The sequence below is a fragment of the Amycolatopsis orientalis genome (assembly GCF_000943515.2).
Taxonomy (GTDB): domain Bacteria; phylum Actinomycetota; class Actinomycetes; order Mycobacteriales; family Pseudonocardiaceae; genus Amycolatopsis; species Amycolatopsis orientalis.
On sequence record NZ_CP016174.1, the window covers coordinates 2969837 to 2993815 of the forward strand.

The 23979-nt window shown below is 69.9% G+C and carries 21 protein-coding genes; 12 read left to right on the forward strand and 9 right to left on the reverse strand.

Annotation, left to right across the window (positions count from 1 at the left end):
• The first annotated feature begins 22 nt into the window (after positions 1-22).
• A complete protein-coding gene (locus SD37_RS13240; protein WP_044854295.1) occupies positions 23-3046 on the forward strand; it encodes a helix-turn-helix transcriptional regulator in 3024 nt (1007 codons plus the stop codon).
• A gap of 73 nt (positions 3047-3119) precedes the next feature.
• On the opposite strand, the gene SD37_RS13245 is transcribed toward SD37_RS13240, so the two are convergent.
• The 4 genes from SD37_RS13245 to SD37_RS13260 form a co-directional block, all read right to left on the reverse strand.
• On the reverse strand, positions 3120-4733 hold the full coding sequence (locus SD37_RS13245; RefSeq protein ID WP_044854296.1) for a succinic semialdehyde dehydrogenase: 1614 nt from the start codon (positions 4731-4733) through the stop codon (positions 3120-3122).
• A 117-nt stretch (positions 4734-4850) separates the two neighbouring features.
• The gene (locus SD37_RS13250) at positions 4851-5669 is read right to left on the reverse strand and encodes a hypothetical protein (protein ID WP_044854297.1); all 819 of its coding nucleotides are present in this window, start codon (positions 5667-5669) and stop codon (positions 4851-4853) included.
• Positions 5670-5772: 103 nt separating this feature from the next.
• Complete coding sequence (locus tag SD37_RS13255) at positions 5773-6732, reverse strand: hypothetical protein (RefSeq protein WP_044854298.1); 960 nt, start codon at positions 6730-6732, stop codon at positions 5773-5775.
• Positions 6733-6743: 11 nt separating this feature from the next.
• Positions 6744-7358 carry a TetR/AcrR family transcriptional regulator gene (locus SD37_RS13260; RefSeq protein ID WP_037304058.1) on the reverse strand — a complete coding sequence of 205 codons (615 nt, stop codon included), beginning with the start codon at positions 7356-7358 and terminating at the stop codon, positions 6744-6746.
• 105 nt (positions 7359-7463) lie between these two features.
• On the opposite strand from SD37_RS13260, the gene SD37_RS13265 reads away from it, so the two are divergent.
• Positions 7464-8615, forward strand: coding sequence for an acyl-CoA dehydrogenase family protein (locus SD37_RS13265; protein ID WP_044854441.1), 1152 nt, complete (start codon positions 7464-7466; stop codon positions 8613-8615).
• Between the two features lie 28 nt (positions 8616-8643).
• Entirely contained in the window at positions 8644-9792 is a 1149-nt protein-coding gene (locus SD37_RS13270) for a CaiB/BaiF CoA transferase family protein (RefSeq protein WP_044854299.1), read from the forward strand.
• A gap of 28 nt (positions 9793-9820) precedes the next feature.
• Here the strand turns inward: SD37_RS13270 and SD37_RS13275 are convergent, their stop codons facing one another.
• Entirely contained in the window at positions 9821-10357 is a 537-nt protein-coding gene (locus SD37_RS13275) for a GNAT family N-acetyltransferase (RefSeq protein WP_044854300.1), read from the reverse strand.
• A gap of 10 nt (positions 10358-10367) precedes the next feature.
• A complete protein-coding gene (locus SD37_RS13280) occupies positions 10368-11153 on the reverse strand; it encodes a crotonase/enoyl-CoA hydratase family protein (RefSeq protein ID WP_044854301.1) in 786 nt (261 codons plus the stop codon).
• A gap of 132 nt (positions 11154-11285) precedes the next feature.
• Here SD37_RS13280 and SD37_RS43095 point away from each other — a divergent pair, with 132 nt between their 5' ends.
• The 5 genes from SD37_RS43095 to SD37_RS13300 all read left to right on the forward strand — a co-directional run bounded on the left by SD37_RS43095 (position 11286) and on the right by SD37_RS13300 (position 14162).
• Positions 11286-11441: a hypothetical protein gene (locus SD37_RS43095; RefSeq protein ID WP_162182762.1), complete on the forward strand. Its 156-nt coding sequence runs from the start codon at positions 11286-11288 to the stop codon at positions 11439-11441.
• A 353-nt stretch (positions 11442-11794) separates the two neighbouring features.
• Positions 11795-12277: a hypothetical protein gene (locus tag SD37_RS13285; RefSeq protein WP_037304053.1), complete on the forward strand. Its 483-nt coding sequence runs from the start codon at positions 11795-11797 to the stop codon at positions 12275-12277.
• Between the two features lie 131 nt (positions 12278-12408).
• On the forward strand, positions 12409-13293 hold the full coding sequence (locus SD37_RS13290; RefSeq protein ID WP_044854302.1) for a lytic transglycosylase domain-containing protein: 885 nt from the start codon (positions 12409-12411) through the stop codon (positions 13291-13293).
• A gap of 113 nt (positions 13294-13406) precedes the next feature.
• Complete coding sequence (locus SD37_RS13295; protein ID WP_044854303.1) at positions 13407-13784, forward strand: hypothetical protein; 378 nt, start codon at positions 13407-13409, stop codon at positions 13782-13784.
• Positions 13785-13808: 24 nt separating this feature from the next.
• The gene (locus SD37_RS13300; RefSeq protein WP_044854304.1) at positions 13809-14162 is read left to right on the forward strand and encodes a DUF3817 domain-containing protein; all 354 of its coding nucleotides are present in this window, start codon (positions 13809-13811) and stop codon (positions 14160-14162) included.
• On the opposite strand, the gene SD37_RS13305 is transcribed toward SD37_RS13300, so the two are convergent.
• The gene (locus SD37_RS13305; RefSeq protein ID WP_236725355.1) at positions 14159-15592 is read right to left on the reverse strand and encodes an MFS transporter; all 1434 of its coding nucleotides are present in this window, start codon (positions 15590-15592) and stop codon (positions 14159-14161) included. The two genes, SD37_RS13300 and SD37_RS13305, sit on opposite strands and share 4 nt — an antisense overlap.
• 138 nt (positions 15593-15730) lie before the next feature.
• Between SD37_RS13305 and SD37_RS13310 the strand changes: the two genes are divergently transcribed.
• Positions 15731-16300 carry a TetR/AcrR family transcriptional regulator gene (locus SD37_RS13310; protein WP_044854305.1) on the forward strand — a complete coding sequence of 190 codons (570 nt, stop codon included), beginning with the start codon at positions 15731-15733 and terminating at the stop codon, positions 16298-16300.
• 60 nt (positions 16301-16360) lie between these two features.
• Here the strand turns inward: SD37_RS13310 and SD37_RS13315 are convergent, their stop codons facing one another.
• Positions 16361-17935, reverse strand: coding sequence for a solute symporter family protein (locus SD37_RS13315; protein ID WP_044854306.1), 1575 nt, complete (start codon positions 17933-17935; stop codon positions 16361-16363).
• Positions 17932-18354: a DUF485 domain-containing protein gene (locus tag SD37_RS13320; protein WP_044854307.1), complete on the reverse strand. Its 423-nt coding sequence runs from the start codon at positions 18352-18354 to the stop codon at positions 17932-17934. Before SD37_RS13320 ends, SD37_RS13315 begins: the two co-directional genes overlap by 4 nt.
• A gap of 969 nt (positions 18355-19323) precedes the next feature.
• Between SD37_RS13320 and SD37_RS13325 the strand changes: the two genes are divergently transcribed.
• The 3 genes from SD37_RS13325 to SD37_RS43740 are packed head-to-tail and all read left to right on the forward strand — an operon-like array spanning position 19324 to position 23964.
• Positions 19324-22764 carry a sensor histidine kinase gene (locus SD37_RS13325; RefSeq protein WP_065912821.1) on the forward strand — a complete coding sequence of 1147 codons (3441 nt, stop codon included), beginning with the start codon at positions 19324-19326 and terminating at the stop codon, positions 22762-22764.
• Positions 22761-23213, forward strand: coding sequence for a roadblock/LC7 domain-containing protein (locus tag SD37_RS13330; protein ID WP_037304041.1), 453 nt, complete (start codon positions 22761-22763; stop codon positions 23211-23213). The genes SD37_RS13325 and SD37_RS13330 overlap by 4 nt, the downstream gene beginning before the upstream one ends.
• A 7-nt stretch (positions 23214-23220) precedes the next feature.
• Positions 23221-23964, forward strand: coding sequence for a DUF742 domain-containing protein (locus SD37_RS43740; RefSeq protein ID WP_236725356.1), 744 nt, complete (start codon positions 23221-23223; stop codon positions 23962-23964).
• Positions 23965-23979: the final 15 nt, after the last annotated feature.

Below are 23979 nucleotides of genomic sequence, written 5' to 3' on the forward strand. Positions count from 1 at the left end.
GTTGTCGGTCCGGTAGGCAAGAATGCACCTTGTGCCCCGTCTTGGCTCCGGAATCCCGATCGTCGCCCGCACTCAGGAGATGCGGCAGCTCCGTGCCGCCTTCGCCCGTGCCGAACGGGCCGAGGCCGGCGCGGTGCTGCTCTCCGGTGACGCCGGCGTCGGCAAGACCCGCCTGCTGACCGCCCTCGGCGAGTACGCCGCGGGTACGGGCGCCCTGGTACTCACCGGGCGCTGTATCGACGTCCGCGAAGGCGGACTCCCTTATCTTCCGTTCGCCGAGGCGCTGGCGCCCCTGGCGACGACATCGGATCCCGCGGTCACCGCCGCGGTCCGGGCCCGGCCGGCGCTGGGCAGGCTGCTCCCGCAGATGCAGCAGGCGGAGGACTATCCCGCCATCGAAGACGGTCAGCTCACCGCGAGCGAACGGATGTCGACGCAACGGCTCGGGCCCGAACAGGACCTTGGCCAGCTCCAGCTGTTCGACGCGGTACTGGGGGTGCTGACCGTCATCGCTCAGCGCCGGCCCGTGGTGATCCTGCTGGAGGATCTGCACTGGGCCGACGGCTCCACCAGGAACCTGCTGTCCTTCCTGCTGACGAGGCTGCGCACCCAGCGGCTGCTGGTGGTGGCGAGCTATCGCGAGGAGGACGTCCACCGGCGGCATCCGCTCCGGGCGCTGCTGTCCGAGGTGGTGCGGCTGGGCGCGGTCGAACGCGTCGAGGTGAAGCCGTTCGGCGCCGAGGACGCGCGCGCCTTCGTCGAGGCGCTGGCCGACGAGCCGATCGGCCAGGACCTGATCGCCGACATCGTCTCCCGGTCGGAAGGCAACCCGTTCTTCGTCGAGGAGCTGCTCGCGTCCGCGAAGGACTGCCGCGATCTCCCCGCCGGGCTGGCCGAAGTGCTCCTCGCCAGGGTGGAACAGCTTTCCCAGACCACGCGCCGGGTGCTGCGCGTGGTCTCGGTGGCCAAGGACTCGGTGGCGCACGCCGCGCTCGCCGAGATCTCCGGGCTGGACGAACTCGAACTCGACGAGGCGCTGCGCGAGGCGGTGCAGCATCACGTCCTGGTGATCGAGAACGGTTTCTACACCTTCCGCCACGCGCTGCTGCAGGAAGCGGTCTATGGCGACCTGCTGCCCGGTGAGCGGGTGCGGATGCACGCGGCGTACGCGGCACGCATCCGGAACCGGACCCAGAGCCGGGGCCAGTACGCGCGGCTCGCGCACCACAGCCTGGAGAGCAAGGACTTCGTCACGGCGCTGGCCGCGTCGCTGCACGCGATGGACGAGGCGGAGAAACTGGGCGCGCCCGGTTCCGCACTGCGGCACGTCGAGCAGGCACTGTCCATCTGGGACGCCGTACCCGCCGCGGACCGGCCGTCGGACGTCGACGAACTCCGCCTCCTGCACGAGGCGTCGTACTTCGCGAGCACGTCGGGGGAGCCGGAACGCGCGGTCGCCTATTCGCGCTCCGCGACCGAGGCCCTCGGCCCCGGCATCGGCAACGAGCGGGCGGCCAAGGTCTGGCGACGGCACGCGGAGGCACTGCTGTCGGTCGACGGCACGCTGGACGAGGTCCTCGAGGCGATCGACAAGGCATGGGAGCTGGTCGAACACACCGAGGCGAGTTCCGCGCGGGCCTGGGTGCTCGCCACCCGCGCCGGGATCCTGCGCTTGATCGACAGGCCCGACGAAGCGCTGCAGTGCGCGCTGGCCGCGGTCGCCGACGCCAGGGCCGTCGGCGCGGGCGGGGCGGAGGCGGCGGCGCTGGTCTCGCTCGGGACGCTGGCCGATTCGGCGGGCGACGTCGAGGAGGCACGGGAGCGGCTGCGCGAGGCCGAGCGGAAGGCCAGGGATTCCGGCGCGCTCAACGGCGAACTGCGGGCGCTGCACTTCCTCGGGCTGAGCTACGACGACAGGGCCGAGATCCATTCCGCGCTGAAGTACTACGCCAAGGGCATCCAGCGGGCCAAGGAGACCGGGCTGACCTGGAGTTCGTTCGGCGTCGAGCTGCGCACCAAGCACCTCACGCTGCGGTATGTCAGCGGGGATTGGCCGGACGACGACGACGCCGGCCGCGCGGGCCGCGGGGTTTCGAGCGTCGTCGCGGGACGGTTCCTGGGGATCTGGGCGCAGTTCGTCGTCGGCCGGGGCCGGTTCGAGGACGCGGACAAGATCCTGCCCAGCCTGCGCCAGCACTGGAGCGCGGACTACTCGATCGCGCTCGCGTCGGGCGACGCGTCGATCCAGCTCGCGTCGTGGCGAGGGGACCACGCGGGCGCGGTGCGCCAGGCGCGTGAGCTGATCGACTGGCTCGAAGAGGTCGAACCGGCGGTACTCGGCGGGATCCGGATCAGCGTGCACGGCCTCGCGGCCGCCGTCGCGCAAGCCGCCGAAGCGCGGGTCCGTGGCGATCTGGCGACGGTGGAGGCCGCGGTGGCGTCGGGCGAGAAGATGCTCGCCCACGGGCGCCGGTGCGCCGAACACGGCATCCCGCGTTCGGTGCAGCTTGGCCCGGAGGCATTGGCGTGGCTCGCCCGGCTGGAGGCACTGGGCGCTTGTCTGCACGGCGCGGGAGAGCCGGCGTTGTGGGCGAAGGCGGTCGAGGCGTTCGGGTACGGCGCGGTGTACGAGCAGGCGATGTGCCGTCTGCAGCACGCGAAATCCCTGCTGGCTTCCGACGGCGACACCGAGCTGGCCGCGTCCGAGTTGCTGGCCGCGTACGCGGTCGCCGATCGGTTAGGTGCCTGCCCGCTGCTCGGAGCCGTCCGGGACCTGAGTCACCGGGCGCGGGTCGAGCTGCCCGGGGACGCCGCGGCCCCGCGCCGCGACACGGTCGACCCGCTCACCGACCGCGAACGGGACGTGCTGGAGCGCGTCGCGCTCGGCCGGACCAACCGGCAGGTCGGCGAGGAGCTGTACATCAGCGAGAAGACGGTGAGCGTCCACCTCTCGCGCGTGATGGCGAAGCTCGGCGCGAGCCGCCGGGCCGAAGCCGTCGCGATCGCCTACGACCGGGGCCTCCTGGCCGCCCCGACTTCTTCCTGACCCGCGTTTCGTCCTCTGGATGCGGTCCTTGCGCACGCAACCACCGCATCCAGAGGACTGAATGCAGGGGAAATCAGCGGCGCGGGAGGCGGCGGAGGACCTTCAGGCTGGCGCTGAGGGACCGGGTCCACAGCTTCGGCGGGATGCCGCGGCCGGGGCGCAGCGGCATCCCGCGCTGCAGCGCGATCGCCTGGGCCTCGGTGTACTTCAGCAGCCCTTCGGCGCCGTTACGCCGTCCGACACCGGACTCCTTCATCCCGCCCATCGGCAGTCCCACGGTCCCGAAGGTCGCCGCGAAGCCTTCGTTGACGTTGACGGTCCCGGCCTTCAGCCGCGCCGCGACCTCCCAGCCCGCGCGGCCGTTGCGTGACCACACGCTCGCGTTCAGCCCGAACTTCGTGTCGTTGGCGCGCTCGATCGCTTCGGTGACGTCGGTGTAGCCGTAGATCGACACGACCGGACCGAACGTCTCTTCGGCGAACAGCTTGACGTCCTCGGTGACGTCGGTGAGGACGGTGGGCTCGTAGAACAGCGGACCGAGGTCGGGCCGGGCCTTGCCGCCGGTGAGGACCTTCGCGCCCTTGGAGCGAGCGTCTTCGACGTGTGCCGACACGGTCGCCAGCTGGTCTTCCGAAGTCAGGGAACCCATCTGCGCCTGGTAGTCCAGGGCGCCGCCGAGCCGCAGCGCGGCGGTCTTGGCGACGAAGGCGCGCGTGAACTCCTCGCGGATGGACTCGTGGACGTAGATCCGTTCGACCGAAACGCACAGCTGGCCCGCGGAGGAGAAGCACGCGGTCACCGCGCCCGCGGCGGTCTTGGCGATGTCCGCGTCGGGCAGCACGATCATCGGGTTCTTGCCGCCGAGTTCCAGCGAGTAGCTCGTCAGCCGCTCCGCCACCTTCGCGGCGAGACCCTTACCCGTCGGCGTGGAGCCGGTGAAGCACAGGTAGTCCGACTCCTCGACCAGCGCGTCGCCGATCCGGGAACCGCGGCCGAGCACGATCTGCCAGACCCCGGCGGGCAGCCCCGCCTCCTCGGCGATTTCCTGCAGCCACAGCGCCGAGAGCGCGGTCTGGTTGTCCGGCTTCTGCACGACGGCGTTGCCCGCCGCGAGTGCGGGCAGGACGTCCATCGCGGTGAGTGCGAGCGGGTAGTTCCACGGCGAGATGATCCCGACGACGCCCTTGGGGTGCCGGATCTCGCCGACCTTCGTCAGTACCGGGATGAGCCCGGCGGCGCGGCGCGGCGACAGGAACTTCGCGCTGTGCTTGCCGTAGTAGGCGGCCACGAGGGCGGTGGCGCTGACCTCGTCGAAGGCGTCCATCCGCGCCTTGCCCGCCTCGATCTGCACGAGGTCGAGCGCCTCTTCCTGCCGCTTCAGGACCAGATCGTGCAGCCGGATCAGGATGCGCTGGCGGTCCTCGACCGGGCGCTCGGCCCACGAACGCTGCGCTTCCCGCGCCTTGTCGAAGACGGCACGGACGTCGGCGTCGGTGGCCTGGGGGAGCGTCGCGATCGGCTGCCCGGTGAACGGGGCCCGCATCTGGACCGGTGCGGAGTCCTCGCCGCCCACGACCCGCCGCACGAGCCGTTCCGCCCTGGCCATGGCCGGGGCGCCGGGGACGCCGCCGATGGTGGCCGGGCCTTCGGTGTGGTGGCCCGCGCTCGGCGGTGTCGTGCTCGTCATGCCGTCTCCGTTCCATGCCGCGTGGAGCCGGGAAGGCGCCACGCAGAGCCCAGGTGTTACCGACGAGTACAGCATACCGCCGGTATGGAGACTGTCCAGTGCTGATGTGAATAAGTTTCACATATTGCCGGGCTGGGGCGGATTGTCGGGGGACGGGCGTAGGATGTCCTGCTGCTGCAACGCCGACCCCGCGGGCGGCGTCGGGGGCGACGGCGGTTCGTAGGCCTGAGGCTGCGGTTGCTGCTGATACTGCTGCTGGGGGACGCCGGGCGCGTAAGGGAGATAGCCGGTCGGATAAGGGGCCTGGGCGGGCGGCTCGGGTTCCCGGCGGTTGGCCAGGATCGCCAGGACGAGGGTGAGCAACGCCACGAGCCCGCCGGCGAGCAGGATCCAGAATCCGCTCCCAGTGCCGTAGCGCGAGGTGAACCGTCCGGTGTCCTGGCCGAAGCTCAGGCTCGCCGAGATGTCCATGCCGAGCATCCACACACCGATCGCGGTCCCTGCGCCGCCGGCGACCAGCAGTGTCCTCGACGTCGTCGCCGCGGGCGAAACCGAGCTACGCCGGTACGAGGCGAAGCCCACGGCCGCCCCGGCGAACAGCGTCAGCGCCGCGGCGGACAGCGGGATGCCGTACCGGGCGACATGGGTCCTGTCGTAGAACTCCTTTTCCTCCGCCGACGGTTCGATGTCGAACGTCCGCGCCCAGCCGGTCTCGGCGAATTTCGACACCGCTTTGCCCTCGGAGAGCTGTTCGTAGGTCGACTGCGGGAGAAAGGTGGCCACCAGCACGAGGAGTCCGGCGAAGACCCCCATCATCGCGGCGAACAACCGGGGGAGCCGCGCGTCGGACGGTGGCTTCGGCGCCGAGGTCTGGACGGACTGCATTGCGCCGAACGGACCAGTCGGGTGGTACGGCTGCTGCTGCGGCGCGTTCATGGTCGGCTCCTCCGCCGGTTTTGTTGTCCAGCAAGGAATTCCACCACGGATCGGCCGCGGAGATAAGTGTCACCTGTGCTCTGGTGAACGCTCTCCGCGCGTGCTACACGGGGAGTTTCGGCCAGGCGATGGCCGCCAGTTCCCGCGCGACGCGGCACGCGTCCGGTGCCTGCACGGCGAGAATGGCGTGCTCGACCTGGTTCCGCTCCGGGTCGGGTCCGCCGATGTGGCTCGTGAGCACGGTGCAGCCACCGGAGACCTCCTGGACGAAGGACCGGCGCCCGCCCAAACGCTCCTCTTGAACGCCCCCGGCGGCCTTCGGATGCGGGCCGAGGCCGAATTCCATCCGGACGAGCCGGGGCGCGCCTTGGTCACCCCAAAGGCATTGGTGCCCGGAGAGATCGCCTTTCCCGGAGACCGCCTCACCCAGCCGCGCGGAGACCTCGGTGCCGGACAACAGCGCGGAGCACGCGTCCAGCCGGGCCAGCGAGCCGTCGCGGTATTCGAGATGCCTCGCCTGCTTCCCTGAAGCGAGTGACCGGGCGACACCGTCCAGGATCTTCGTGGCCACGGCCAGTACTTCCGGTCCGGCCGCTTCCCGGTTCTCGAAGAACGTGCCGATCCGCAAGGAGGAATCGTCGGCGAAGACGAGGTGGAGAAGAGGCTGGCCTTGAAGATCCGAACGGACCACGCGCAGACCTCGGGGGAGCGACGGTTCGCCGACCGGGGTGGCGGCCGCCAGGCGTTCCTTCGCCCGGTCGTCCGGGAAGCCGAAACTGATCAGGGCCGCGGAACCCGCGATCCTGGTCTGGAACGAGCACGCGCCCATGCTGAGCGTCGGTTCGGACAGCGGCGGAGACGTCTTCTCGATCTCGGAGAAGTCCAGCAGCCCGCAGAAGTCCACCGTCGCGGGGTCGCCGAGGGCTTCGCGCAGCGCCAGGGGCCCTGTCGGGGGAGGGGCCGCCGAGGTGGACGGCGGGGTGTCCGGTGCGGGCGTCGCCGCGCAGCCGGTGAGCAGGAGCACGGCCGTGGTCAGTGCGGCGAACGCCGTCGATCTCCCCATGGGCGGGGACTCTACGGGGACGCGTCCTCGTACAACATCACCGCGACGCGTTTCCATTCGTCGAGCAGTTGCCGTCGCCGCTTCGGATCACCGCCGAGTTCGGCGTCCAGCGCCAGCCCCCGGGTGAGGTTCACGGTCAGCCAGAAGAGGATCTCCGCGCGTTCCTTCGGCAGCTCCCCGGCGATCGAGGTGATGTGCTCCAGAGTCGAGCGGCCCAGCGCGCGGTCGACCGGGCGGATCGCCTCGCGCAGTTCGGGGTCGGTCCGCGCCGCGACCCACAGTTCCGTGGCGGCCGTCGACAGCGTGCCCGAATAGCCCTCCCACAGCAGGTCGATCGCCGCCGCGACCCCCGAGGCGCCGCCGGGGAGCGCGGCGATCGACGCGGCCAGCCGTCCGCGCAGTTTCCCGGTCAGATGCTCGACGGCGGCCGCCATCAGTTCGGCCTTGGCTGAGAAGTGGTGCTGCACGGCGCCCTTCGAGACCCCGGCACGGGCGCAGATCTCCTGGACCGAGGTGCGCGCGTACCCGAGGTCGACCAGGCAGTCGATGGTCGCGTCGAGCAGCGCGGTCCTGGTCTGCTCGCGCCGCTCGGCCTGTGTCCGGTGGGTCTTGCCCAGTACGGCCATCGAACCTCGACCCCCTTTACGTGCAGCTCGGTACGGATGTACATTCCGGTTGGAACTTACATCCTAAGCGTCATGTTTTCCAGGCCCGATCAGGAGGCGTTGGCCGTGCCCTTGCAGATCCAGAAGAGTTCGTGGAGCACGACGGAGCTCGAAGACCTCCGGGACCTCGCCCGGACCTTCTGCCAGAAGGAACTCGTGCCGAACCAGGAGCGCTGGGCGGCCGAGAAGAAGGTCGACCGTGAGCTGTGGACCAAGGCGGGCGAAGTCGGCCTGCTGGCACTGTCCATCCCGGAGGAATACGGCGGTGGCGGTGGCACGTTCGCCCACGAAGCCGTGCTCTACGAAGAGCAGGCCCGCTCCGGCGACAGCGCCTGGGGTGTCACCGTCCACAATGGAATCGTCGCGCACTACATCCTGGAGTACGCGGGCGAAGAGCAGAAGAAGGCGTGGCTGCCGAAGTTCGCCTCCGGCGAGATGGTCGGCGCGGTCGCGATGACCGAACCCGGCACGGGCTCGGATCTGCAGAGCATCAAGACCCGCGCGGTACGCGACGGTGACCACTACGTGATCAACGGCGCGAAGACGTTCATCACCAACGGTTTCCACGCCGACCTCGTGGTCGTCGCGGTGAAGACCGATCCGGACGCGGGCGCGCAGGGTGTCTCGCTGATCGCCGTCGAGACGGACACCCCGGGCTTCAGCCGCGGCCGCGTCCTCGACAAGATCGGGCTCAAGGGCCAGGACACCGCGGAGCTGTCCTTCGACGACGTCCGCGTGCCCGCCGCCAACCTCCTCGGTGGGCAGGAAGGCCTCGGCTTCATCCAGCTCATGCAGCAGCTTCCGCAGGAACGGCTGATCATCGCCGTCACCGCGGTCGCCGGGATGGAGGCCGCGATCGACCAGACGATCGCCTACACCAAGGACCGCCAGGCCTTCGGCCGCCCGATCTACAACTTCCAGAACACGAAGTTCAAGCTCGCCGAGGCCGCGACCGAGGCCGCGGTGTCCCGCGCGTTCCTCGACCAGTGCATCGAACGCCATCTGCGCAAGGAACTCGACGTGCAGGGCGCGGCGATGGCGAAGCTGTGGACCACCGAGCGGGTCAACAAGGTCGTCGACGACTGCCTGCAGCTCTTCGGCGGCTACGGCTACATGTCCGAATACCCGATCGCGCGCGCGTGGGCCGACATCCGGATCTCCCGGATCTTCGGCGGCACCAGCGAGATCATGAAGGAAATCATCTCCCGCACGCTCTGAGCGGTCCACTGGCGTAGGAAGGAAAAACGTGGCGAAGAAGGCCGGCCCGCTGAGCGGGCTCAAGGTCGTCGAACTGGCCGGGCTCGCCCCGGCGCCGTTCGCCTGCACGATCCTCGCCGATCTCGGCGCGGACGTCATCCGGGTCGACCGCGCGACGCCGGGCAACGACGTGATCGGCTTCCCGAACGACCCGCTCGCCAGGGGCAGGCGCTCGATCGGGATCAACACCAAGACCCCCGAGGGGGTCGAGCTGGTACTGAAACTCGCCGACGAGGCCGACGTGCTCATCGAGGGCTTCCGCCCCGGCGTGGCCGAGCGGATGGGCATCGGGCCGGAGCAGGTCCACGCCCGCAACCCGCGGCTGGTCTACGGGCGGATGACCGGCTGGGGCCAGGACGGACCGCTGGCCACCGTGGCCGGGCACGACATCAACTACATCGGCATCGCGGGCGCGCTCGAACCGATCGGGCAAGCGGGAGGACGGCCGGTGGTGCCGCTCAACCTCGTCGGCGACTTCGGCGGTGGCGGCCTGCTGCTGGCGATGGGCGTGCTGGCGGCGTTGTTCGAACGCCAGTCGTCCGGGAAGGGCCAGGTCGTCGACGCGTCCATGGTGGACGGTGCGGCCCTGCTGACCACCAGCCTGCACGGACTGCTGAACTCCGGGCTGTGGCCCGGCGGACGCGGCGAGAACATGCTCGACGGCGGCGCGCCGTTCTACGACACCTACGAGACCGCCGACGGCAAGTACGTCGCCATCGGCGCGATCGAGATGCGGTTCTGGGGCGACCTGGTGAAGGTGCTCGGGCTCGATCCCGAGGAGACCCCGGTCCACGTCGACAAGAACGAGTGGCCGAAGCTGCGCGAGATCGTCGCCGAAGCCGTCGCGAAGCACACTCGCGACGAACTGGTCGCGAAGGCCGAAGGCACCGACGCGTGCCTGACCCCGGTGCTCGCGCCGGGCGAGGCGCCGTCGCATCCGCACAACGTCGCGCGCGGCACGTTCGTCGACATCGGCGGGGTGGTGCAGCCCGCACCCGCGCCGAGGTTCGACCGCACGCCTGCCCAGACGCCGGAACCGCCGCGTCCCAAGGGCGCCGACACCGCCGACGTCCTCGCCGAACTCGGGGTGGACGCCGACGGGATCGACCGCCTCAAGGCCGCGGGCACCATCGTCTAGCGGGTTGGTCGGCCTCGCGATCAGTCCTCTAATCGCGTTCCGGGTCGGGGTCCAGGTCGGACCGCAGCATCGAGTAGAGGACGTGGTCGCGCCAGGCCCCGTCTCGGAACGCGTAGCCGCGCAGCACGCCTTCGCGGGTGAAGCCCGCCTTCGTCAGGGAGCGTTGCTCGGCGACGTTGCCCGCCTCCGTCGACGCTTCGACCCGGTTCATCTGCGTATGCGCGAAGAGGTAACGGACCAGCAGCCGCTGCGCCTCGGTCCCGTACCCGTGGCCGCGGGCCTCGGGGATCAGCACCAGTCCGGCGTTCCAGCAGTACGACGTCGACCCGGACCTGGTCTTGTGCCAGGACACGAAGCCGAGCCGCTGCCCGTCGAGGTCGATCATCAGCATGCCGTTGTCGGCGGCCAGCATGCCGGACTCGCTCCAGCGACGGCGCAGGAAGTGCGGGTCGTGCCAGCCGTGCCATTCGAACGCGCCCGCGGCCTGTGGATCGTTCGTCAGCGCTTCGAGCATCGGCAGGTCGTCTTCGTGCACCGGTCTGAGCGCGACTCCGGTTTCTGTCATCCGACAGACCCTAGGACCGATCGTCCCCGAAGGTGCCGTGACGCCCCGCGCCGCCGCTGAATCGGCTCGCGCCCGCGACGGCCTCCTCGGCGAGCCCGCCGCCGATCAGCGCGTTCGAGAACTCCGCCCGCATCGCCTCTTCCTCGGTGAGCCCGTACTGGCCGTACGCGGACCGCCGGTCGGCCCGCAGGCACGCCTGCGGGAACGCGGCCAGATCGCGCGCCAGTGCCTGTGCCGCACTCAGCGCCTCGCCGTCGGGGACGACCCGGTTCGCCAGCCCGATCGCGAGTGCCTCGTCGGCGTCGACCGGGCGGCCGGTGAGGATCAGGTCCATCGCCCGCGAGTGCCCGATCAGCCGGGGGAGGCGCACGGTGCCGCCGTCGATCAGCGGCACTCCCCAGCGGCGGCAGAACACCCCGAAGACGGCCGTGCTGTCGGCGACCCGCAGATCGCACCACAGGGCCAGTTCGAGACCGCCCGCGACGGCGTGCCCGCGGACCGCGGCGATCACCGGCTTCGACAACGCCATCCGCGTCGGCCCCATCGGCCCGTCACCCGCCGGGCCGAGTGAGTTGGAGCGGTCGGTGCCGACGGCCTTCAGATCGGCTCCGGCACAGAAGGTGTCACCCGATCCGGTGAGGACGGCGACGGCGGTCGCGTCGTCGCCGTCGAAGGCGCGGAAGGCGTCCGCCAGCGCGGCCGCGGTCGGCCCGTCGACCGCGTTGCGGGCCTCCGGCCGGTTCAGCGTGATGGTCGTCACCGGGCCGTCCCGGTGGACGAGGACGTTTTCGCTCATCGATCGCTCCCTCAGGCGAATCCGGGTGGGCAACAGGCCCGAAGCTCCTTAAAGTGGTGACAAAGTCCGCAGTGCGCGCGGAGTCATCGTCTGGACACTACGGTGTGATGGGATGGAGCCATGTCGCCCGGCTTGAAGAAATTCGTTGTGATCGCTGTCGTCGCGCTCGTGCTCTTCTTCCTGATCAGCAGGCCGACCCAATCCGCCGACGCCGTCCACACCGCGCTCGGCTGGCTCCGGTCCGGCGCCGAAGCCATCGTGACGTTCGTGCGGAGCCTCTTCTCCTGACCCGTCTTGCCTGCTCACCGGTGTCCCTCGCGACACCGGTGAGTACTGTGCGCGGCCACCTGCGGGTATCACGCAGTGTCACCGGCCTCGGATTTCGGTCGGCTGACTCGACCATCCGGGTGGATTGACCCCGAAAACCTGCAGGTCGACGAATTCGTGCCCTGGAAGCTCTGGCGGAAAAGACCTCCGCGCCCCTACGGTGCTCACATTGCGTGATCGGTTGGTCTTCCAGGCGCCGGAGCCGGCCTCCTGGGCGAGGAGTTTCCGCAGGTGCAAGCCTCAGGGCGAACGCGGACATTCAGCCGGGCAAGTAAGTCAGGACTTGTCAGTCGGGGAATCATGAGGAGGCAGGGATGACCGGAGATCCCGGAGTCGATGCGTTGATCCGGCAGTGGGCCGCCGAGCGCGAGCAGACCCCCGAGGAGCAGGAGGTCGACAGGATCGCGTCCGCTTGGCTCGCCGACGCTCCCCGTCAGGCTCCCGGTATCCCCGGCCAGCGCCAGCAGTCCGGCCAGGCGCGCTGGGCGCCGGTCGAGGCCGCCGACCCCGGCTACCTCGACGCCATGCAGAGCCGTCTTCCCGGTGTCCCGCAGGACCTGCTCGTCGCCGCCGCCGGCTGGTGGCAGATGGTCGGCGGCGTCGCGGAGGCCGAAGCGTGGTGGGACGCCGGCATCAGCCCGCTCGACCAGCGCGCGCTCGACTACCGCGCGGCCGGGCTCGCCCCGTCCGACCTGAGCCGCCGTCTCGGCCCGATGACCGTCTTGCAGCACCTTCGCCGCGGCAGCGCCCCGGCCTGGTGCGTGGCGCGGCTGGCGAGGCAGCAGAAGTCCGCCTGATGAGAACTTCTCGCACACGCGGGTGAACCGGCGTGGCAGAGGCGATCATGGCGACCGCGTAACGCTAACCTGCGCGGGCTCGTTGTTCGAGCATCGGTCGTGATCGCCGCCCACGCTGGAGGACTCGCTTCGTGCGCACCACCCCGGAAAACGACGACCTCGTCGCCGACCCGGCCACGCCCACTCCGTCACGTCGCGGGGTGGGCGCCGCCGTTCTCGGCAGACTGGTGATCGTGCTGGCCGTACTCGGCCTGGCCGGGGGAGGCATCTGGCTGGTGACGAAGGCGTCCGCCCCGGTCGCGAGTCCGACGACGATGGAGATCCCCGCCCTGCAGGTCAAGGCGGCGGACGTCAAACCCGGTTCGGTCGCCCCGGTCAACGCCACCCTCGCGGGCGGCGCCACCCAGCAGACCGCGCCGCAGCAGGCGCAGCCCAAACCGGGCAAGGACCCCCTCGCCGCCTGGACCGAGCGGGCGGCGCAGGCCACCGGGATCCCGGCCAGGGCGCTGCTCGCCTACGGCAACGCCGAACTGGCGATGCGCCAGATGCAGCCGAACTGCAAGATCTCGTGGGCCACCCTGGCGGGCATCGGCCGGATCGAGTCGAACCACGGCCAGTACGGCGGCGCCGTCCTCGGCCAGGACGGCCGCCCGTCGAAACCGATCATCGGCGTCCCACTCGACGGCACCCCCGGCGTGAAGGCGATCGGGGACACCGACGGCGGCCAGTTCGACGGCGACGCGGCCGTCGACCGCGCGGTCGGCCCGATGCAGTTCATCCCCGGCACCTGGCGCCGCTACGCCGCCGACGGCAACCGCGACGGTGTCGGCGACCCCCAGCAGATCGACGACGCGACGCTGGCGGCGGCGCGCTACCTGTGCGTCGGCAACCGGGACATGTCGGCCGCCTCGGGCTGGTGGCAGGGGATCCTGTCCTACAACAACTCGACGGAGTACGCGCAGAAGGTCTTCGGGCTGGCGGACGACTACGCGAAGTCCGTCCAGTCCCGCTCGTGAGTGGTAATGAGGGGCAGAACCGTCATCACCACTCACGAGGCCGAGCCGGGACCAAGGTCCCGAGCGGCCCGGTCGCCGAGCTTTCGCCGCGCCGCCAGTGCTAGCGTCGATGCGTGCCCGCACCGTCCGTCACCCTGCGCCGTCTCGGCATCGCCGGCGTCTGCCTGGTGAGCCTGGCGCTGTGCTGCGGGCTCGCCTGGTGGCAGTGGGAGCGGTTCTCCTCGGCCAACGGGACCTTCCAGAACCTGGGCTATGTCCTGCAGTGGCCGCTGTTCGGGCTGTTTCCCGCGTTCATGTTCTGGCGGATCCGCAAGCTCCGCCGCCAGGCCGCGGAAGCAGGCACGCCGGAGCAGACGGCCGAGACCGCGGTCGCCGAAGTGCCCGCCCCGCGGCAGAGGCGTGCCCCCTCGCCCCGGCCGGCCGCCCCCGAAGACGACGAGCTCGCCGCTTACAACAAGTACCTGCGCGAACTCAACGCCCGCGACAAGTAAGTCCCCAGAGAGGTTCGAGACGTTATGACCACCCGAACTGACGACGCCGCCCCGGCCCGATCGGTCTCGCTGGGCGGGCCGCTGATCCGGTTCCGCGTCGCGGCGTACGCCACCGGTGTCGCCCTGCTCGGGCTGGTCGTCGAAATGCTGCTGCAGTACGTCTTCAGCGTGGACCTTCCCCAGTTCGTGAAGCTGATCCCCATGGTCCACGGCGGGCTCTACCTGATCTACCTGCTGCTCGCGGTCGACCTCGCGATCAAGGCCCGCTGGTCGATGAAGGGCACCCTCCTCGTGCTGATCGCCGGCTGCATCCCGTTCTTCTCGTTCGTGATGGAACGCAAGGTCACGCACAAGGTCGACGCGGGCCAGAAGCTCTAGGCCGCGGCCTGAGCCCGGCGCCGGAAGGTCAGCGCCACCAGGAAGGTCAACGCGGTCACCACGCTCGCCGCGGTGAACGCGGCGGTCATCCCGTCGACCGTGGTCTCGGCCGGGCTCCCGGACGGTGTCCGGGTCACCGCGCCGAACACGGTGATCAGGATCGCGAGCCCCAGCGTCGCCCCCGCCTGCTGCAACGTCTGCAGCACACCGCCCGCCGCGCCCGCCTCCTCGGTGGGCACGGTCGACATGATGATCACGCTCAGCGGCGAGAACGCCAGCCCGACCCCGACGCCCATCAGCACCATCGGACCCAGCAGGTGGGAGAAGTACTCGCTTTCGGGGGTGAGCCGCGTGAGCCAGACGACGCCGCCGACCATCAACGCGGTCCCGGTCAGCGCCAGCGGTTTCGGGCCGAACCGGGGGAGCAGCCGCGGTATCAGCCTGCTGAGCCCGAACATGCACAGCGCCATCGGCAGGAACGCGAGCCCGGTCTCCAGCGCGGCGAAACCCCGGATGTCCTGCAGGAACTGGGTGAGGAAGAAGAACATCGACATCATCGCCATCGGCCCGAAGAAGAAGTTGGCGTAGGCAGCGGCACGGTTGCGTTCGCCGAAGAGCCGCAAGGGAATCAGCGGTTCGCTCACCTTGGTCTCGATCACGAGGAACGCGGCCAGCAGGGCGAGTCCCGCGGCCAGCGTGCCGAGGGTGATCGGGTCACTCCAGCCGTGCGACGCGGCGTGGGTGAAGGCGAACACGAGCGAGCCGACGCCGAAGGTGCCGGTGAACGCGCCGGGGATGTCCAGCCGGGCGCGCCGTCGCGGGGCCTCCGCCACGAACCTCGACGTGAGCAGGACGATCATGAGCCCGAACGGGACGTTGATGTACAGCGCCGCCCGCCAGGAGATCCATTCGGTGAGCAGCCCGCCGAGCAGCAGGCCGATCGCGAAACCGCCGCTGGACATCGCCGAGAACAGCGCCAGCGCGCGCACCCTGGCCTTGGCCTCGGTGAACGTGGTGGTGATCAGGGCGAGCGTGCTCGGACCGGCCAATGCCGCGCCGATACCCTGTGCGATCCGGGCGGCGATCAGCATCTCGGCCGAGCCCGCCAGGCCGCCGAGCAGGGAGGCGGCGGTGAACACGGCCGCGCCGACGACGAACATCCGGCGGCGGCCGAACAGGTCGCCCGCCCGGCCACCGAGCAGCAGCAGACCGCCGAAGACGAGGCTGTACGCGGTCATCACCCAGGACAGGCCGGTGTCGGTGAAGCCGAGGTCGGCCTGGATACGGGGGAGCGCGACGTTCATCACCGTCGCGTCGAGGATGAGCATGAGCTGGCAGGTCAGGACGATCGGCAGGACCAGCCGATGCGGACGTGGTGTGGCCTCGGCCGTCTCCGGCCTAGGCTCGGTACGCAGGGTTCGCGCGGTCAAGGAATACTCCAAAGACGTAACGAGATGAAAGCGGAGAGACTCTCCACTTGAGGTCGTGAGCGATGATATGGAGACTGTCTCCGCTTACGCAAGTGGATTCGGAGAATGTCTCCGTTTTCGTCGCACGAGGAGGTGCAGATGGTCACGGCCGATCCCGACCGGCCCATGCGCGCGGACGCGCGGCGCAACTACGAGCGCATCGTGGCCGTGGCGAAGAAGGCGTTCACCGCCGACGGCGTGGACGTACCCGCCGACGACATCGCCAAACGCGCCAGGGTCGGCGCGGGCACGCTGTACCGGCACTTCCCGACCCGCGACAAACTGATCGAGGCCGTCTACCGCGACGAGATCGACGGGATGGCCCAGCAGGCGTTCGACCTGCTCGACCGGCTACCGCCGGGTGAAGCGCTGGAGGCGTGGCTGGCCACGCACGTCGCCTACGTGGTCGAGAAGCACGGTCTCGCGATGACGCTGAAGGCGTCCGTCGACGCTGGGTCCGAGGTCTTCGCCTGGTGCCAGTCGCGGCTGCGGTCCGCCTCCGACGCGATCGTGAAGGCGGCTCAGGAGGCGGGCGCCGTCCGGGCCGACGTCACCGGGATCGACGTCCTGCGGCTCGGGCACGGGGTCGGTTCCGCCGCGAGCAAGGCCTCGCCGGAGGACACGGAACGGCTCCTCAAGATTGTGCTGGACGGTCTGCGGATGCCATGAAAGGTCCTTTCCTTGCAAATTTCGCAAGGAAAGGACCTTTCATGGCGCGCGCGGTACGCGTCAGGAGCCGATCCCGGTGAGGGACCGCACCTCCATCTCGGCGTGCTTGACCGGGTCGGCCTTCGTGCGGCCGATCAGCGTGCCGACGAACCCGCACAGGAACGAGAACGGGATCGACACCAGGCCGGGGTTCTTCAGCGGGAACCAGTGGAAGTCGATGCCCTTGACGATCGAGTCCGCGGCGCCGGACACCACCGGCGAGAAGAACACGAGCACCAGGCTCGCGATCAGCCCGCCGTAGATGCCCCACAGCGTGCCGGTGGTGTTGAACCGCTTCCAGAACAGCGAGTACAGCAGCGTCGAGAGGTTCGCCGAAGCCGCGACGGCGAACGCCAGCGCGACCAGGAACGCGATGTTCTGCCCGTTCGCGAGGATCCCGCCCACGATCGCGAGCGCGCCGACGGCGACCGCGGTCAGCCGGGCGACGCGGACCTCCGACGCCGGTTCCGCCTTGCCGTGCTTGAAGATGTTGGCGTAGACGTCGTGGGCGAAGGAGGCCGAGGCCGTGATCGTCAGCCCGGCGACGACGGCGAGGATGGTCGCGAAGGCCACCGCCGAGACGACGCCGAGCAGGACGGTGCCGCCGATGTTCAGCGCGAGCAGCGGCGCCGCCGAGTTCTCCCCGCCCGGCGCGTTCTTGATCGCCTCGGGACCGACCAGCGCGGCCGCGCCGAAGCCGATGACCAGCGTGCAGAGATAGAAGACCAGCATGCACGCCGTCGCCCACACCACCGAGCGCCGCGCCTCGCGCGAGTTCGGCACCGTGTAGAAGCGCATCAGCACGTGCGGCAGCGCGGCGGCGCCGAGGACCAGCGCCAGCGCCAGCGACACGAAGTCGAGTTTGGTGACCTCGCTCTTGCCGTACGAGCCGCCCGGCTCCAGCAGTTCGCCGCCGAGCGGGCTCTTGTCGGCGGCGGCCGAGAGCAGGTTCGAGAAGCTGAAGCCGAACTTGCCGAACAGGAACACGGTGATCAGCGCACCGGTCAGCAACAGGATGGTGGCCTTGATGATCTGCACCCACGTGGTGCCCTTCATCCCGCCGACCAGCACGTACAGCACCATGACGACGCCGACGCCGCCGATCACCAGCGCCTGCCCGAAGCCACCGTGGATGTCCAGCAGGAGCGCCACCAGCCCGCCGGCGCCCGCCATCTGCGCGAGCATGTAGAAGAAGGAGATCACCAGGGTCGAGGTCGCGGCCGCGGCGCGGACCGGGCGCTGCTTCATCCGGAAGCTCAGCACGTCGCCCATGGTGAACCGGCCGGTGTTGCGGAGCAGCTCCGCGATCAGGAGCAGATCGACCAGCCAGGCGACGAGGAACCCGATCGAGTACAGGAAGCCGTCGTAGCCGTGGATCGCGATCGCCCCGGCGATGCCGAGGAACGACGCCGCCGAGAGGAAGTCGCCCGACAGCGCGATCCCGTTCTGCCGTCCGGTGAAGGCGCTGCCCGCGGCGTAGTAGTCCGAAGTGGACGAATTGCGCGTGCTGGCGCGGTACACCACGTAGAGGGTGATCGCGACGAACAGCGCGAAGACCACGATGTTCAGGACCGGGTCGTTCTCGGGGATGCTCATCGCTCACCCGCCTCGACCGCGGCCCGCAGCCGTTCGACCTGCGGGTCGAGCCGCTTGTTGGCGAACCGCAGGTAGGCGATCGTGATCAGGACCGTGCTGGCGAACTGGCCGAGCCCGAGCAGGATGCCGACGTTGACCTCGCCGAACACCTTCCGGCTCATGAACTCGTGCGCGTAGGCCGCCAGCAGCACGTAGGTCATGTACCAGGTGAAGAACAGCAGGCTCATCGGGAACACGAACCGCCGGAACGACCTGCGCAGTGCGACGAACTCCTTGCCGTGCTGGATCCGGTCGAAGTCCGGGCCGGTGCCCCGGGGCGGCTCGGGCGCGGTACGGCGCTCGCGGACGAACAGCGCGGGCATCTGCCCCGTGTCCTCGAGGGCGTTGCTCGCCGCGAAGGGACGCGCGACGTCGGGCATGGGTTCCTCCGGGGCTTGCTGGCATCCGGGCGCGGTACGGAGCGCATACTAACTACGCCTTCGAGTGCTCTGAAAAGGCGACCCCGCTTCCGCGAACGCACGAGCGGGTATTCGTTTTCCTCCCGCAATAACGTTCCGGGAATTCGTTTCGGCCGGAATGATCGGGCTTTATCACTCGTAATAGTGAGCCCGATTGTCACGCGCGGTCGTCGCCCGAACGGCCCACTGCGGCAAACGGTGGAGGTCGACCACGCTGCGTCCCTCGTTGTGGTGACAGATCGTAGTTTCGCTTCCCGGTCCCGGCGGGCTTCGATACTGTGCCCGCCATCGCGGACCGGGGAAGATCCCCTGGCTCGCCGGGTATCCCGAAAGAAATCACCCGCGTCGGGCGACATCCAGCCGACCGGAACGGCAAGGCCACAACATTGGGCACACATTTGGGCTTGACCCACCCATTGGTGGCACGGAAAGTAGTTCGACCGGGCGACGTGGCTACCGTGCGTAGGCTATTCGGGTGACCCGGGCGCCCTGGGTATCGGCGCACCGCGTAACCGGAATTCCCTCGTTTGTGCCGTGAAGACGGATTTCGTGCCTTGTACATCGTTCAGGGATACACTTTTCCCAGGTCAGCACCCGTGCGCTGAACGGAATTGACGGTACCCGGATTGGTGTACGATTCTTTGGCCCGGCTGACCCGCAGTGATCGATTGGCAAAGACAAGTTGATCTCGATGACCATGCACTTCGCAGGTTGCGACCTGCACGTGCAGGTGCAAGACCTTCCGAAGCGGATCGGTGGCGAAGCGGCCACCCGGATCGCCGGACCAGGTCTCTCACGTCGCGATCGATCACGCGGTCACGCCGGGGCCGAGTTCTCCGCAGGAAGGTTCCTCGCGGGAACGGACGCCTCAGACCGTGCCAAGACGCCGGACAGGGAGTCACTTACGTGACCGTTGCAGGAGAAGGCCAAGTGCCTGTCGGGGAGCTGCTGGGACGCACTCCCCGGCCATCGAGGTGGGCCACCGGCTGGCGTGCGCTCGTGCGCTGGCGGGACTGGAGCCTGCCGGTGAAACTGTCGGCCGTGACGCTGGTGCCGATCCTCATCGCGCTCGCGCTGGGCATCGCCACCATCGCCGGCCAGGTCGGCCGTTCCGACGGCTATCAGCGGCTCGACCGCCTCGTCGCGCTGAGCGCGCAGATCCGCACGCTCGCCGACGGGCTCGGCCGCGAACGCACCCAGTCCGCCGCCGGGCTGACCGCCGGCACGGTCGGCGGCACCCTCGAACTCGGTTCCGCCCGTGCCGACGTCGACACGGCCGTTCCGCTGTACCGGGCCGCCGCGATCAGGGCCGTCGAGAACGAGCCGTCGCTCCGCCAGGCACGGGACGCCGCGGCCGTCCAGCTGGACAAGCTGGCCGACATCCGCCAGCGCGCCTCCGCCGGGCAGCTCGACCCCGTCCAGGCCATCGGCGAGTACACCGAAGTCACCACCGCGCTGCTCGCCCTCGACACCGCGCTGACCGCGGGCGCCAGTGAAGACGTCCTCGGCGGCACCCCCGCCGCGCTGCACGACCTCGCGGTGATGAAGGAACAGGTGTCGCTGAGCCAGGCCCTGATCTCCTTCGGGATCGCCCGCTCGGGTCTCGCGCCGAGCGAGCTCAACCAGGTGCGCACCGCCGAGCTGCGGCTGGCCGACCGCTTCACCGACTTCCGCGCCGCCGCTTCGGAACAGCAGCGCCAGGAGTTCGGCGCGGCCGTCAGCGACGACACGATGGAAACCCGCGACAGGCTCGCGAAAACCGCGCTCGGAGACCAGGGCACCCCCGCCGACCAGGCGTTCCGCACGCTGTCCGCGCAGGGCTGGAACGACGCGTCGAACGCGATGATCACCAAACTCGGCGAGGTCGCGGACAAGTTCGGCGCGCAGGCGGCCTCGGTGTCGGCCGAACTGGTCGACGACGCCAGCAGCGGCGCCGGCCTGCTCGCGGTCCTGCTGTTCGGCGCGATGGTGCTCGCCGTCGCCGTCGTCTTCCTCATCACCCGCCAGCTGCTGCGCTCGCTGAAACTGTTGCGCGCCAGCGCACTCGACGTCGCCGAGAAGCAGCTGCCCGACGCTGTCCGCAACATCCAGGAGGGCCGCTCACAGGGCACCGACGTCCAGCCGGTCCCCGTCGGCAGCGACGACGAGATCGGCGAGGTCGCCAGGGCCTTCGACAAGGTGCACCACCAGGCGCTGCGCCTGGCCACCGAGCAGGCCTCGATGCGGACCGGCTACAGCAACGTGTTCGTCAACCTCTCCCGCCGCAGCCAGAGCCTCGTGCAGCGGCAGCTCCAGCTGATCGAACGGCTGGAGCGCGACGAAGAGGACGCCGACCAGCTCGCCACGCTGTTCCAGCTGGACCACCTCGCCACCCGCATGCGGCGCAACAACGAGAACCTGATGGTCCTCTCGGGCGCGGAACCGGGCAGGCGGTCCGGCCAGCCGGTCTCCGCCACCGACGTGGTGCGCGCGGCGGTGTCCGAGATCGAGCAGTACCAGCGGGTCACCGTGCAGAACCCGCCGCCGGTCCGGCTGGTCGGGTACGCGGCCAACGACCTGATGCGCCTGATCGCCGAACTCCTGGACAACGCCACGGCGTTCTCCGCGCCGGAGACCCAGGTGACCGTCGCGACCCGGCTCCTCGAAGACGGCTCGTTCGGCATCGACATCCTCGACAAGGGCATCGGGATGAACGAGGCCGAGGTCGCCGAGGCCAACGCCCGGCTCACCGAGGCGCCCAACGTCGACCTCGCCACCTCGCGCCGGATGGGCCTGTTCGTGGTCGGGCGGCTGGCCAGCAGGCACCGGATCGGCGTCTCGCTGCACGGCGGCAAGGACATCGTCGGCGTGCGCGCCACCGTCTCGGTCCCGGCGGACCTCGTGATGGCGCCGCCCGGGGATCCCGGCCCCGCGACCGGTCCGATCACCCAGCGCCTCGCGCCGCTGCCGCCGCAGCAGCCGGGCGGCCTGCCCCGCCGCCAGCGGCCCGTCAACGGGTCGCGGCCGGGAATGCCGAACGTGCCCGCGCAGGGTGGCGACCGGTGGCCGTCGGCGAACGATCTGGCCGGCCACACCACATCCGGGCTGAACGGGCACACCCATACCCAGGAGCCGCGGCCGCCGTCGGATGTGGAGATCTCGGGAACGGCGCTGTTCAGCCCGATCCCGAAGGACCAGACGACACCCCCGCCCGCCCAGCCGCCGTCGGCGCCGCAGCCCCGGATGCCGGAGCCGGACCCCGAGCCGGTCGCGAAGGAGGCGGAGAAGCCCGCCGCCGAACCGGAGCAGGCGGCGCCCGTCGCGTCGGAAGGCGAGCTGCCCAGCGGCAAGGAACTGTTCGAGGCCAAGAACAGCACCACGCTGAGCGAATGGTGGAACCAGGCGACCACACCGCCTCCGGTGGCGCCACCGCCCACCGCGTCGGAGACGACGCCGATCTTCGACGAGATGCTGTCGGCGTGGTTCCGTTCTCCCGCCCCCGCACCGGAAAAGCCCGCGGCCAAACCCGCGGGCAAGAAGGAGAAGCCGGGCGGGAAGGAACCTGAGGAGAAGAAGGCCGCCGAGCCCGCCGCCGAAGCCGGTTCCGCCGACGAGCAAGAGGCCCGCAACTGGGATTTCGCCAGCGACAAGGCTTTCCGCACGGTCCAGGAGGTCTCGCGGACGACTCCGTCGACGTTCACCGAGGCCGGGCTGCCGCGCCGCCGCAAGGGCGAGCAGTTGCTGCCGGGCAGCGCGACGTCGTCGGTCCCGGCCGCCGAGCCCGCCGCGAAGTCGGAGCTGCCGGTCCGCGACCCGGCGAACGTGCGCGGCAGGCTGAGCAGTTTCCAGCAGGGCGTCAAACGGGGCCGCAAGGAGGCCGCGGGCAAGGCCGCGCCGGCCACCACCCGGCTTCCCGCACCCGAGACCGCCGAGACCCCCAAGACCGCGGCGACGCCGGAAGCCACCAAGGCGCCCGAGACCCCGAAGGCGCCGGAGACGGCCGCTCGCCCGGTTTCGCCGCCCGCCGTGTTGCCGACCCGGCGTCCGGAGAAGAATCCGCAGGCAGCGGCGCCGGAACCGGAGCCGGTCGCCGCCGCCGAGCAGACCGACGCGTGGAACTTCGGTTCCGACGCGGGCTGGAAGGCCGCCCAAGCGGTGTCCCAGTCCGTGCCCTCGAAAACGACTTCGGCAGGATTACCCAGGCGCCGTCGCGGGGAGCAACTGCTCCCGGGCAGCGCGGGACCGCCCACCGGGGCGGTCACCCCCCGACCGCAGCGAGACGCGCACGACGTGCGCGGTCGCCTGAGCAGTTTCCAGCAGGGCATCCAGCGCGGACGGCACCGCACGGCCCAGGCGACCGAAGCCAACCACGAAACCCTGGAGGGTGAATGACCTCGCCGAGCCCGGCCCAGCCCCAGCAGAACCAGTTCGGGTGGCTGGTGAATGACTTCGCCGAGCGGGTGCCAGGAGTGGCGCACGCGGTGGTCGTGTCGGCGGACGGCCTCCTGCTCACCGCGTCCAGCAGGCTCCCGCTGGACCGGGCCGACCAGCTGGCCGCGGTCGCGTCCGGTCTGGTGAGCCTGACCCAGGGTGCCGCGCGGTGTTTCGAGGCGGGCGCGGTCAACGAGACCGTCGTCGAGATGGAACTCGGCATCATGGTGCTGATGTCCATCAGCGACGGCTCCTGCCTGGCCATCCTCGCCGCCCCGAACTGCGACATCGGCCAGGTCGCCTACGAGATGACGATGCTCGTCGACCGCGTCGGGCAGATCCTCACGCCGGAACTCCGCGCACAATTGCAGGGCGCCGGTGGGTCGCTGATCGGCGAACCGGTGGGATGATGTCCCGATGAGCACTGGGTCCGGGTCCCTCGGCGAATCGCCGGGGTCGGGTGAACACCAGCCTCCGCGCGCGGGGGCTGCCAATGCTGCCGGTTCACGGGACGACGGTACGTTCGCCGACGTCCTGAACGGCTTCACCCTGGATTCGGGCCGTGGTCGTCGGAAGCGCAAGAAGAGCAAGCAGTCCCAGGATTTCCCGGCGGGCGGAGCGCACGCCGGGGAATCGGCAGTCCCGCAGCCGACCGATCAAGGAGACCGCGTGACCTCACTTGCTTCTCCACCCGACAGCGGCGCAGGCGCCGTCGGGCCGAGACCAGGTGGTCTTTTCGACCCGGGCCCGCCCAGTGGCGAGTTCATCATGCCCGCCGTGTTCGAGCAGGGGCCGTCGCCGCTCGAAGAGACGGCGATCGTCCGTCCCTATGCCCTCACCGGCGGCCGGACCAAGGCGAACTACGCTCTTGAGCTGGAGACGCTCATCTCCACCAAGGACCACGTCGCCGCGGGTAGCCTCCCCGCGGTGGCCATGGAGCAGATCGAGTGCGTTTCGATCATCGAGGAGTGCCGGACCCCGCGTTCGGTCGCCGAGATCGCGGCGACCCTGCGCGTACCGCTGGGTGTGGCACGCGTGCTGATCAGCGACGCGGCGGACGCGGGACTGGTCAGCGTGCACAAGACGATTTCGGGCAATGACGGCGCCGAGGCACATCTGGTGTTGATGGAAAGGGTTTTGAGTGGACTCCGTCGGCTTTAAGGCACCGCGGGAAAC